Origin of the sequence: uncultured Pseudoxanthomonas sp. (assembly GCF_947498795.1) — a bacterium.
Taxonomy (GTDB): Bacteria; Pseudomonadota; Gammaproteobacteria; order Xanthomonadales; family Xanthomonadaceae; genus Pseudoxanthomonas_A.
Genome location: NZ_CANMLQ010000003.1, coordinates 296673 through 308669 on the forward strand (window position 1 = coordinate 296673; position 11997 = coordinate 308669).

Genomic DNA, 11997 nt, shown 5'->3' on the forward strand with positions numbered 1-11997 from the left:
CCGCCCTCAGGCCACGCGCCTCAGTCGCGCAGTTCGGCCACGTAGCACTGCGCCTGCATCTGTTCGAGCACGGCCTGCGCCGCCACCTGCGTGGACACGCCGCGGCCGCCGGTAGCCAGGTCGTTGGTGAACACCTGCGCATTGAGCGCGCCATCCACGGACCGTTCGATGCAGTCCGCCTCCTCATGCAGGCCCAGCGAGTGGCGCAGCAGCAGCGCGCAGCTCAGGATGGTGGCGTAGGGATTGGCGATGCCCTTGCCCGCGATGTCCGGCGCGGAGCCATGGATCGGTTCGTACAGGCCGACCTTGCCGTCGCCCAGCGACGCCGAGGGCAGCAGGCCGAGCGAACCGGCCAGCATCGAGGCCTCGTCGGTCAGGATGTCGCCGAACATGTTCTCGGTGACGATGACGTCGTACTCGCGTGGCTTGGCGAGCAGGTGCATGGCCATCGAGTCCACCAGCTGGTGTTCCAGCTTCACGTCGGGGAATTCCTCGTTGCCGATGCGCGTGGCGACGTCGCGCCACAGGCGCGAGGTCTCCAGCACATTGGCCTTGTCGACCGAGACCAGGTAACCACGCCGTTGCCGGGCCAGCTTGAATGCGCTGCGCACCACGCGCTCGATCTCGGTGACCGAATAGCTGCACAGGTCGCTGGCGCCGCGCGCATCGCGGGTCTTCTCGCCGAAGTAGATGCCGCCGGTCAACTCGCGCACCACCACGATGTCCACGCCGGTGAGCAGGTGCGGCTTGATCGGGGAGGCGTTCAGTGCGGCCGGGTGCGGGCGGACCGGGCGCAGGTTGGCGAACAGGCCCAGCCCCTTGCGCAGTGCCAGCAGTCCCTGCTCCGGGCGGACCTTGGCGTTCGGGTCCGACCACTTCGGGCCGCCCACGGCGCCGAGCAGCACCGCGTTCGCCTGCTGGCAGCCCTGCAGCGTCGCCTGCGGCAATGGTTCGCCGTGCCTGTCGATGGCGATGCCACCGATGTCGTACTCGTGGAAGTCGAAGGTATGGCCGTGGCGGCGCGCGAGCGCGCGCAGCACGGTGACGGCGGCGGCGGTGACTTCCGGACCGATGCCGTCACCGGGCAGGAGGGCGATGTCAGCGTGCATGGCGGGTGGCCTCGTAGCGTTCGATGTCGGTGTGGCGGGCCAGCAGGTAGCCCAGTTCGTCGACGCCCTGCAGCAGGCAGGTCTGCGCGAAGGCATCGAGCGGGAAGGAAAAGACGTCACCCTGCGGCGTGCGGAGTTCCTTCGCGGCGACATCGACGACGAGTTCGTCGTCGGGGCGCTGCATCAGGGCCTGCACCACTTCTTCCGGCAACACGACCGGCACCAGGCCGTTCTTCAGGCTGTTGTTGCGGAAGATGTCGGCGATCTCGCTGCTGACGATCGCGCGCAGGCCCAGGTCGGTCAGTGCCCAGGGCGCGTGCTCGCGCGAGGAACCGCAGCCGAAGTTGCGGCCGGCCAGCAGGATCTCGCGCCCCGCGTTCGCGGACTGGTTGAAGGGAAACGACGGGTTCGGCGAGCCATCGGCCTGCCAGCGCCAGTCGTTGAAGGCGTTCTTGCCCAGGCCGGCACGGTCGGTCGTCGACAGGAAGCGCGCGGGGATGATCTGGTCGGTGTCGATGTTGGTCTGCGCCAGCACCACGCTCTGCGAGCGGATTTCGCGGAAGCCGGCCATCACGCCACCGCCTTCTGGTGGTCGAACAGATCGCGTGGGTCGCTGACCCGTCCGTTCACCGCCGCCCACGCTGCGGTCAGCGGCGATGCCAGCAACGTGCGCGCGCCCGGACCCTGGCGGCCTTCGAAGTTGCGGTTGCTGGTGCTGACGGCCAACTGGCCCGGCGCCACCAGGTCGCCATTCATCGCGATGCACATCGAGCAGCCGGGCTCGCGCCATTCGGCCCCTGCGTCGCGGACCACCTGGTCGATGCCCTCGGCTTCGGCTTCGCGCTTGACGATCTCCGAGCCCGGCACGACCAGCATGCGCACGCCGGCGGCCACCTTGCGACCACGCAGCACCTGCGCCACGTCGCGCATGTCGCGCAGGCGTCCGTTGGTGCAGGAACCGACGAACACCACGTCCACCGGCGTGCCTTCCAGCGCATGGCCGGCACTGAGCTGCATGTAGTCCAGGCCCTTCTTCGCGGCGGCGTCGGCAGGTTCGGGAATCGGCACATCGATCCCGATCGCGGTGCCAGGATGCGTACCCCAGGTCAGGGTCGGCCGGATGTCGGCGGCATCGATGCGGACCTCGGCATCGAACGTGGCGCCGTCTTCGCTGCGCAGCGTCTTCCAGTACGCGACAGCGTCGTCGAACGCCTCGCCCTTGGGTCCGCGAGGGGTGCGCGCGACCCAGTCGAACGTGGTCTGGTCCGGCGCCACCATGCCGGCACGCGCTCCGGCCTCGATCGACATGTTGCACAGGGTCATGCGCTGCTCCATGTCCAGCGCCTCGATGGCGCTGCCGCGGAACTCGATGACATGGCCGGTGCCGCCGTTGACGCCGATCACGCCGATCACGTGCAGGACGATGTCCTTGGCGCCGACGCCGGGCGCGAGGGCACCGTCGACGGTGATGGCCATCGTTTTCGGCTTGCGCTGCAGCAGGCACTGGGTGGCCAGCACGTGGCCGACTTCACTGGTGCCGATGCCGAACGCCAGCGCGCCGAACGCACCATGCGTGCTGGTGTGGCTGTCGCCGCAGACGATGGTCATCCCGGGCAGGGTGAAGCCCTGCTCCGGCGCGATGACATGGACGATGCCGCGGTTCGGCGACGCCATGTCGAACAGTTCGATTCCGTGCTCGGCGCAGTTGCGCGCCAGCGTTTCCACCTGCGTTTCGGCCGCCTTGGTGTAGTACGGCAGCTTGCCATCGGCACCGGCGGGCAGGGTGGGCGTGGAGTGGTCCATCGTCGCCTTCGTGCGATCCGGGCGGCGCGGCGACAGGCCACGTGCCTTGAGCTCGGTGAAGGCTTGTGGCGACGTGACCTCGTGGATCAGGTGCAGGTCGATATAGAGCACGGCGGGAGCGGCGTCGGTCTCGGGGACGACGACGTGGGCTTCCCACAGTTTGTCGAACAAGGTGCGTGGCGCGGTCATGCGGGTTCCGGTGGTGCGTTGGACGGGGTGAAAACAGGGTGGCGCCTCAGGCGGCCGCTGCTTCTTGCTTCTCGACGCGGCGCTGGCGCAGCAGCCGGTTGGCGACATCCAGCCAGGCCAACGCGCTGGCCTCGATGATGTCCTTGCTGGTGCCGGTGCCTTCGTATTCCTCGCCGTCGCAGCGCACCGACAGGCTGGCTTCGCCGCGCGCATCGGCACCGATGCCCACGCTGTGCACCTGGTAGCTCTCCAACTGCAGCTGCACGCCGGTGGCGGCGGCCAGTGCGCTGAACAGCGCATCGACCGGGCCATTGCCCTGTGCGGTTTCCGAAATGCGGTTGCCGTCCGGATCCGACAGTTCGACCAGCGCGTTGGCGCGGCTCCCGACGTCGCTGATCGTCATCGACGACAGCCGGTAACCATCGCTGACCGGTGCGTCCTGCATCAGCGCCTGCAGGTCGGCGTCGCCGATCACGCGCTGCTTCTCGCACAGGGTCTTGAACTGCTCGAACACCAGCTTCAGCTCGTCCTCTTCCAGCCAGTAGCCCAGCGCACGCAGGCGCTGTTCGACCGCCGCGCGCCCGCTGTGGCGGCCCAGCACCATCTGCGACGACGGCCAGCCCACGTCCTGAGGCTGCATGATCTCGTAGGTGCCGCGGTGGCGCAGCATGCCGTGCTGGTGGATGCCGGATTCGTGCGCGAACGCGTTGGCGCCGACGATGGCCTTGTTGCGCTGGACGGGCATGCCGACCAGGCGCGACAGCAGCTGCGAGGTCGGCACGATGCGGCGGGTGTCGATGCGCGTATCCAGGGTGTAGAACGCGCTGCGGACCTTCAGCGCCATCACCAGTTCCTCGATCGCGCAGTTGCCCGCACGCTCGCCGATGCCGTTGATCGATCCTTCCACCTGGCGCGCACCGCCTTCGATGGCGGCCAGCGAGTTCGCGACCGCCAGGCCCAGGTCGTTGTGGCAGTGGGCGCTGAACACCACCTTGTCGGCGCCGGGTACCTTGGCGATCGCGCGCTCGAACATGCCGCGGATCTCCTCCGGCGTGGTGAAGCCGACCGTGTCCGGCAGGTTGATGGTGGTCGCGCCGGCGGAAATCGCGGCGGCGATCGCTTCGTGCAGGAAGTCCTCCTCGGTGCGGGTCGCGTCTTCGGCGGAGAACTCGATGTCGTCGACATGGCCCCGCGCCATGCGCACATGCTTGTCGATGGATTCCAGTACCTGCTCGCGGCTCATCCGCAGCTTGTGCTCGCGGTGCAGCGGGCTGGTGGACAGGAACAGGTGCAGGCGCGGCTTCGCGCCCGACGCCAGCGTGCGCAGCGAGGTCTCGATGTCGCCCGGCAGGCAACGGGAGAGCACCGCCAGCGTAGTCTCGCGCAGCTCGCGTGCGATCAACGCATGCGCTTCGCGGTCGGACTGCGAGCTGGCGGGAAAGCCGGTCTCGATGATGTCCACGCCCAGGTCGGCCAGGCCGCGGGCCATCACCACTTTCTGCTGCGGCGTCATGCTGCAACCCGGGGATTGCTCGCCGTCGCGCAGCGTGGTGTCGAAAATTCGGATCTGTGCGGGGGTGGGAATGGTCGTGTTCACCAGATGGATTCCTCGTGTACTTCTGTTTCCGTGGCGGCGACCGCGATGCGGCGCGTGCCTGTCTTGATGGGGAGTCTGGCCGCGGCGCGGGCAGGCGCGCGGGAACTGGGAAGCGAGGGCTCGCCCTCGGCGTTGCGCCGGCGCGGCTTGCGCGGAGGACGCGGTCGCACGTCGGACAGCAGCTGCGCCAGCACGGTCGCGTCGATATTGCCACCCGAAACCACCGCGCACTTGCGCTTGCCGGCGACGCGACGACCGGCGGCCAGGGCCAGCGCGCCGGCGCCCTCGGCGATCAGGTGCTCTTCCAGCGCCAAGCGCACCAGCGTCTCGCGCAGTTCGGCTTCGCGCACGGTCACCACGTCGTCCAGCAACTGCGTGCACAGGCGACGGGTGATGAAGCCGGGCACCTTCACCCGCACGCCATCGGCCAGCGAGGCGACCGGATCCTTCGGTGCGGTGTCGCCCTTCATCGCGCGGATCATCGAATCCACGCCCTCGACCTGCGCGCCGACCACGCGCACGCCCTGCGACTTCAGCGCCAGCGCGACGCCCGACGCCAGTCCGCCACCGCCGATCGGCACGATGACGACATCCGGGGTGTAGGGTGCGATCTCGATGCCGACCGTGCCCTGGCCGGCGATCACGTCGGGGTCGTCGAAGGCGGACAGGAAGCGGTAGCCATTCTGCTCGGCCAGTTCCTTCGCAAAGGCGAAGGCTTCGTCATAGCTGTCGCCATGCTGGCGCACGGTGGCACCCCAGTGGGCGACGCCGGCGATCTTGGTCTGCGGCGCGCCGTGCGGCATCACCGTGATCGCCTGCACGCCCAGCCGGTACGCCGCCCAGGCCAGCCCTTGCGCGTGGTTGCCTGCCGAGGCGGCGATCACCGGCCGTCGGTCGCCACGCTCGCGGGCGGCCAGCAAGGCGTTCAACGCACCACGGACCTTGTAGGAGCCGGTGCGCTGCAGGTTCTCCAGCTTCAGCATCACGCCGAAACGTTCCGCATGATGCAGTGGGGTGGGGGGCAGGTAACGGCGCAGCCGCGCCTGCGCCGCCAGCACATCGGCCACGGTGACGACGACGTCGCCTACGTCCGGTTCGTTGCTGGCGGGCGCGCGGCCGGCATCAGGCATCGCGGCACGCGAACGGCTGATGTCGAAGAAGACGCCTCCGGACCACGGAGCCTGCGTTGGCGGGCGTGGCGCTCAAGCAGCGCGCTCCTGGCGGCGATGGTCGCGGCTCAGTTCCTGCACGGCACTGAAGGACAGTTCCTCCACGTCGTAGATCTTCAACAGCTGCTGGCGCAGGGTCTCCGGTGCGCGGGTGCTGTCGATCACCAGCGCCAGCGCCCAGTAGCCCTCGCCGTCGTGGGTGGCGTGCACCGCATGGGGCGGAAAACCACGGCGCTCGATCATGCCCAGCACGCGCACCAGGGCGCCCTCGGCAGGTTTGAGCTTCAGTTCAAGCCGGTAACGCATTCTTCTTCTCCGGGCCGTCGGCCGCGATGGCAGTCTCGGCGGCGACCTTGGCGGGATTGGCGTCCAGCATCGAGCTGTTGGCGTGGTTCGGCGGCACCAGCGGCCACACGTTGGCCTTGATGTCGATGGTGACGTGCAGCAGCGCCGGACCCGGCGCGGACAGCAGGTCGGCCAGCGCGCCTTCGACCTCGTCGCGCAGGCTGATGTGGTGCGCGGGAATGCCGAACACGCGGGCCAGCGCGGCGAAGTCCGGGTTGTCGGACAGGTCGATCTCGCTGTAGCGCTCGGCGAAGAACAGTTCCTGCCATTGCCGCACCATGCCCAGCGCGCTGTTGTCGATCAGCACGATCTTCACCGGCAGCTTGCAGCGGGCGATGGTCGCCAGCTCCTGCACGTTCATCATGAAGCCGCCATCGCCATTGACCAGGATGACGGTGCGGTCCGGACAGGCGAACTGCGCGCCCATCGCCGCCGGCAGGCCGAAGCCCATCGTGCCCAGTGCGCCGCTGGTCAGGTGGTTGCGCGGGTGGGTGAACTTGCAGTGCTGCGCCACCCACATCTGGTGCTGGCCGACGTCGCACGCGATGATCGCGTCCGCCGGCGCCACTTCGCTCAACCGCTTCAGCAGGCCGGGCGCATAGATGTCGGTGCCGGGCGCGTCATAGCGGAAGCCGAACCGTTCGCGATTGCCCAGGCAGTGCCTGCGCCATTCATCGCAGGTGCTGCGCGCGGCGGTCAGCGCCTTCAGGCTGGTGGCGACATCGCCGGGCACCGCGATGTCGGCGGTGCGCAGCTTGCCGATCTCGTAGGCGTCGGCATCCACGTGCAGCACGCGGGCGAACGGGGCGAACTCGGCCAGCTTGCCGGTGGCCCGGTCGTCGAAGCGCGCACCCACCACGATCAGCAGGTCGCACTCCTGGGTGGCCATGTTGGCCGCGCGCGTCCCGTGCATGCCCAGCATGCCCAGGTAGTGCGGATGGTTCGCGGGCAGGGCGCCCAGGCCGCGCAGGGTCAGCACGGTGGGAATCTTCGTGGCGTCGACGAACTGGCGGAACGCCTCCACCGCATCCGCGATGCCGATACCGCCACCGCCGTAGATCAGCGGTTTCTCGGCACCGGCGATGGCGGCCAGCGCATCGGCCAGCTTCGCGTCGTCCGGCGCGGGCAGCGGATCGACGCTGGCCGGGACGTGGTCGGGCAGGTGCGAGGCGTCGGACATCTGCACGTCCTTGGGCAGATCGATCAACACCGGGCCAGGGCGGCCTTCGCGCGCGATGCGGAAGGCTTCGCGCACCATCTCCGGCAGGTCGTCCACGCGCCGGGCGACGAAGCTGTGCTTCACGATCGGCAGGGTCAGACCGAACACGTCCAGTTCCTGAAACGCATCGGTGCCCATCAGCGTGGTGGCGACCTGGCCGGTCAGGCAGACCATCGGCACCGAGTCCAGCATCGCATCGGCGATGCCGGTCACCAGGTTGGACGCGCCGGGACCGGAGGTGGCCACGCACACGCCGACCTTGCCGCTGGCGCGGGCGTATCCGTTCGCCGCCAGCGCCGCGCCCTGCTCATGGCGCACCAGGATGTGCTTGAGGTTGGAATCCACCAGCGCGTCGTAGAACGGCATGATGGTGCCGCCGGGATAGCCGAACAGCGTGTCCACGCCCTCGGCTTCCAGGGCGTGGGCCAGCCAGCGGGCGCCATTGCGTGGGGCAGTGGCCGCGGCGGCGTTCATGCGGCGGCCTGCTCGTCTGTATCGGGTTGGCTGGCATTGGCCTGCAGCCACACCATCTTCGCGCGCAGCTCCTTGCCGACCTTCTCGATCGGATGATCCTTGTCGGCCTGCTGGAACTTCTTGTAGTTCGGCAGCCCGGCGTCGTACTCGGCCTGCCAGTTGCGGGTGAAGGTGCCGTTCTGGATGTCGGTCAGCACGTCCTTCATGCGCGCCTTCACCGAAGCGTCGATGACGCGCGGGCCACTGACGAAATCGCCGTACTGCGCGGTTTCGGAGATGAATTCCAGCATGCGGGTGATGCCGCCTTCGTAGAACAGGTCGACGATCAGCTTCAGCTCGTGCAGCACTTCGTAGTAGGCGATTTCCGGCTGGTAGCCGGCTTCCACCAGCGTCTCGAAGCCGGCCTGCACCAGCGACGAGGCGCCGCCGCACAGCACGGCCTGTTCGCCGAACAGGTCGGTCTCGGTCTCTTCCTTGAAGGTGGTCTTGATGATGTTGGCGCGTGCGCCGCCCAGGCCGCCGGCGTAGGCCAGGGCGAACTGCTCGGCCTTCCCGCTCTTGTCCTGGTACACGGCGTAGATGCACGGCACGCCGCGACCGATCTCGTATTCGCGGCGCACCAGCGCGCCAGGACCCTTCGGCGCGACCAGCACCACGTCCAGGTCGGCGCGCGGTTCGATCATGCCGAAGTGCACGTTGAGGCCGTGCGCGAACAGCAGCACCGCGCCCTGCTTCATGTTCGGCGCCAGCACGTCGGCGTAGAGCTTCTTCTGCACCATGTCCGGCGTCAGCACCGCGACCAGGTCGGCATCCTTCACCGCATCGGCCACCGCCTTCACCGCGAAGCCGTCGGCCTGCGCCTTGGCCTCCGTCGGGCCGCCCGGACGCAGGCCGACGGTGACGTCGAAGCCGGAATCGCGCAGGTTCAGCGCATGCGCGCGGCCCTGGCTGCCGTAGCCGACGACAGTGATCTTGGGTTGCGGGAGAGCATTGGCGGTGGTCATGGAGCGTGGTTCCTGGAGAGTTGAGGTAAGGACAGGCGCTTAAACAAAAAACCCCGCACTTCTCAGTGCGGGGTTTTGCGAATCTGGCGTTGCTTGCTGCTTACACGCCGGTTCGTCCCGCAGTTGTGGGCGAGGTAATAAGGACGAGTACGAGGAGCGAGCCCGCAACGGGTGCGGTGATGTCGGTCATCGTGTGCGTGTGGCGTTGCAACATGCGGCAAGAGAAACATGCCGCTCCAAACCGTGTCAAGCGCTTTTCCGTCGTTTGCGACGATCGGATGATTTCAATCGAGATGGTTGCAACTGAAACCGTGGAAAGCCAGCAGAATCAAGGCTTCCCACGTCATCGCCGCACCGCTGGTTTTCATGCCCGAGTACCGTTCCAAGACCTCCACCCACGGCCGCAACATGGCCGGCGCCCGCGCGCTGTGGCGCGCCACCGGCATGCGGGACGAGGACTTCCACAAACCCATCGTGGCCATCGCCAACTCGTTCACGCAGTTCGTGCCCGGACACGTGCACCTCAAGGATCTTGGTCAGCTGGTCGCCCGCGAGATCGAGCGTGTCGGCGGCGTGGCGAAGGAGTTCGACACCATCGCCGTCGACGACGGCATCGCGATGGGCCACGACGGCATGCTGTACTCGCTGCCGTCGCGCGAAGTGATCGCCGACTCGGTCGAGTACATGGTCAACGCGCACTGCGCCGATGCGCTGGTATGCATCTCCAACTGCGACAAGATCACCCCGGGCATGTTGATGGCCGCGCTTCGGTTGAACATCCCCACAGTGTTCGTGTCCGGTGGCCCGATGGAAGCCGGCAAGACACGCCTGGCCGACCACAAGCTCGACCTCGTCGATGCGATGGTGATGGCGGCCGACCCGAACGTGTCCGACGAGGAGGTCGCTGCCGTCGAGCGCAGCGCCTGTCCGACCTGCGGGTCGTGCAGCGGCATGTTCACCGCCAACTCGATGAACTGCCTGACCGAGGCGCTCGGCCTGTCGCTGCCGGGCAACGGCACCGTGGTGGCCACGCATGCGGACCGCGAGCAGCTGTTCAAGCGTGCCGGCGTCACCGCCGTGGAGTTGTGCCATCGCTGGTACGGTGGCGAGGACGCGACCGCGTTGCCGCGCGGCATCGCCACGTTCGAGGCGTTCGAGAATGCGATGACGCTGGACATCGCGATGGGCGGTTCCACCAACACCATCCTGCACCTGCTTGCCGCGGCGCAGGAGGGCGAAGTCCCGTTCGACATGCGCGACATCGATCGCCTGTCGCGGCGCGTGCCGCAGCTGTGCAAGGTGGCGCCGAACACGCAGAAATACCACATCGAGGACGTGCACCGAGCCGGCGGCATCATGGCGATCCTCGGCGAACTGGCGCGCGGTGGATTGCTGCATGTCGACGTTCCTACCGTGCACGCGAAGACGCTGGGCGAGGCGATCGCGAAGTGGGACGTCACGACCAACGACGATGACGCCGTCACGACCTTCTACAAGGCGGGTCCGGCCGGCATTCCCACCCAGGTCGCCTTCAGCCAGGCCACGCGCTGGCCTTCACTGGACATCGACCGTGCCGAAGGCTGCATCCGCAGTGTCGAGCATGCGTTCTCGCAGGAGGGCGGCCTGGCCGTGCTCTACGGCAACATCGCCCGCGATGGCTGCGTGGTGAAGACCGCGGGCGTGGACGAGTCCATCCATGTCTTCGAAGGCACGGCGCGCGTGTTCGAAAGCCAGGATGCGGCGGTGGCCGGCATCCTCGGCGACGAGGTGAAGGCGGGCGACGTGGTCGTCATCCGCTACGAAGGCCCCAAGGGCGGGCCCGGCATGCAGGAAATGCTGTACCCGACCAGCTACCTGAAATCGAAGGGACTCGGGAAACAGTGCGCGCTGCTGACCGACGGGCGCTTCTCGGGCGGTACCTCCGGCCTGTCGATCGGTCATGCATCGCCGGAAGCCGCCGCGGGCGGCTCAATCGGCCTGGTGCGCGATGGCGACCGCATCCGCATCGATATCCCTCAGCGCTCGATCGCCTTGCTGGTCTCGGACGAGGAACTCGCCGCACGCCGCGCGGCCCAGGATGCGAGGGGCTGGAAGCCCGCGCAGCCGCGTGCGCGCAAGGTCAGCACCGCGTTGAAAGCGTACGCCCTGCTCGCGACCAGCGCCGACAAGGGCGCGGTACGCGACAAGCAACTGCTGGATGGGGTCTGATAGCGGGATGCCCCACGTCTTCCTGTTCGTCGTCCTGTCGCTGCTGTCCGTCCTGCCCGCGTGGGCGCAGGAGACGCCGCCACGGCCCTGGGTGATTGCGACCTACGCGTATCCGCAACGCGACCGGGCGGCGGCCATCCAGCCGTTGGCCGACTACTTGGGGTTACGCGCGCGGCATCCGGTGCAGGTGCGCCTGTTCGATTCGCCGACTGCGCTCGTCGATGCACTGCGGCGTGGTGAGGTCGACGTGGCCGTCCCCAACCTGCATGGGTACCTGCAGGCGCGGCGCGCTAGCGAAACGCTGACGACCCTGCCCGTGCCGCAGGTGCCGGCGCTGCAGGCGGACCGCTACCGCGCCGTGCTGATCGCTCGGCAGGGACTCGAAGCGCCGGGCGAACTGGAGCGGCAGGCGAAGACTCTGCGACTGATACTCGTCGGCCGCGATTCGGCCTCCGGTGGTTTCGTGCCGGTGCGCGAACTGCGCCGCCGCGGTCTGGAGCCTGCAAAAGCCTTCGGTCATCTTGCCTACGCCGGTTCCCATGCGGCCGCCTTGGAGGCCGTGGCGACGGGAGGGGCAGACGTCGCTGGACTCGCAGCCGATGTCTACGACGCCGACCGGCCAGCCGGTGTGGTCGAGCTGTGGCGATCGCAGCCCATTCCGCCCGGCCCGCTGCTGTGCCGCCCCGCGGCCGACGTGTCGTGCCAGCAGTTCGCGGCGTGGTTGCTCGAGGCCCACGAGGCCGCCCCGGCAGTGATGGCCGCGCTGCGGGCGGGTGGCCGGAGTTCGGCGATGCGCAGCGATTCACGGTGCCGGATCGGCAGCCCACTGATGGATTGGAACTGCTGAGCCAACCCTAGGTACGGCTCGCGAGCCTTCCAC

Annotated in this window: 10 protein-coding genes; 2 read left to right on the forward strand and 8 right to left on the reverse strand. The window is 68.2% G+C overall.

What is annotated here, in order from left to right; translation table 11 throughout:
* Positions 1–20 precede the first annotated feature (20 nt).
* From leuB to ilvC, 8 genes are all read right to left on the reverse strand, one after another.
* Complete coding sequence (gene leuB / locus Q0907_RS10735; RefSeq protein ID WP_299344407.1) at positions 21–1109, reverse strand: 3-isopropylmalate dehydrogenase; 1089 nt, start codon at positions 1107–1109, stop codon at positions 21–23.
* A complete protein-coding gene (gene leuD / locus Q0907_RS10740) occupies positions 1099–1680 on the reverse strand; it encodes a 3-isopropylmalate dehydratase small subunit (RefSeq protein ID WP_296279294.1) in 582 nt (193 codons plus the stop codon). Before leuD ends, leuB begins: the two co-directional genes overlap by 11 nt.
* Positions 1680–3101: a 3-isopropylmalate dehydratase large subunit gene (leuC, locus tag Q0907_RS10745; protein WP_296279295.1), complete on the reverse strand. Its 1422-nt coding sequence runs from the start codon at positions 3099–3101 to the stop codon at positions 1680–1682. Before leuC ends, leuD begins: the two co-directional genes overlap by 1 nt.
* Positions 3102–3147: 46 nt before the next feature.
* Complete coding sequence (locus tag Q0907_RS10750) at positions 3148–4698, reverse strand: 2-isopropylmalate synthase (protein ID WP_299344411.1); 1551 nt, start codon at positions 4696–4698, stop codon at positions 3148–3150.
* A complete protein-coding gene (locus tag Q0907_RS10755; protein WP_299344414.1) occupies positions 4695–5828 on the reverse strand; it encodes a threonine dehydratase in 1134 nt (377 codons plus the stop codon). The genes Q0907_RS10750 and Q0907_RS10755 overlap by 4 nt, the downstream gene beginning before the upstream one ends.
* 72 nt (positions 5829–5900) lie before the next feature.
* Positions 5901–6173, reverse strand: coding sequence for an ACT domain-containing protein (locus Q0907_RS10760; RefSeq protein ID WP_185895073.1), 273 nt, complete (start codon positions 6171–6173; stop codon positions 5901–5903).
* The gene (ilvG, locus tag Q0907_RS10765) at positions 6157–7905 is read right to left on the reverse strand and encodes an acetolactate synthase 2 catalytic subunit (RefSeq protein ID WP_299344416.1); all 1749 of its coding nucleotides are present in this window, start codon (positions 7903–7905) and stop codon (positions 6157–6159) included. The genes Q0907_RS10760 and ilvG overlap by 17 nt, the downstream gene beginning before the upstream one ends.
* Positions 7902–8909: a ketol-acid reductoisomerase gene (gene ilvC / locus Q0907_RS10770; RefSeq protein ID WP_299344418.1), complete on the reverse strand. Its 1008-nt coding sequence runs from the start codon at positions 8907–8909 to the stop codon at positions 7902–7904. The genes ilvG and ilvC overlap by 4 nt, the downstream gene beginning before the upstream one ends.
* A 366-nt stretch (positions 8910–9275) precedes the next feature.
* Between ilvC and ilvD the strand changes: the two genes are divergently transcribed.
* Both ilvD and Q0907_RS10780 read left to right on the forward strand, forming a co-directional pair.
* The gene (gene ilvD, locus Q0907_RS10775) at positions 9276–11117 is read left to right on the forward strand and encodes a dihydroxy-acid dehydratase (RefSeq protein WP_299344533.1); all 1842 of its coding nucleotides are present in this window, start codon (positions 9276–9278) and stop codon (positions 11115–11117) included.
* A gap of 7 nt (positions 11118–11124) precedes the next feature.
* Positions 11125–11964: a PhnD/SsuA/transferrin family substrate-binding protein gene (locus Q0907_RS10780; RefSeq protein ID WP_299344420.1), complete on the forward strand. Its 840-nt coding sequence runs from the start codon at positions 11125–11127 to the stop codon at positions 11962–11964.
* Positions 11965–11997 lie beyond the last annotated feature (33 nt).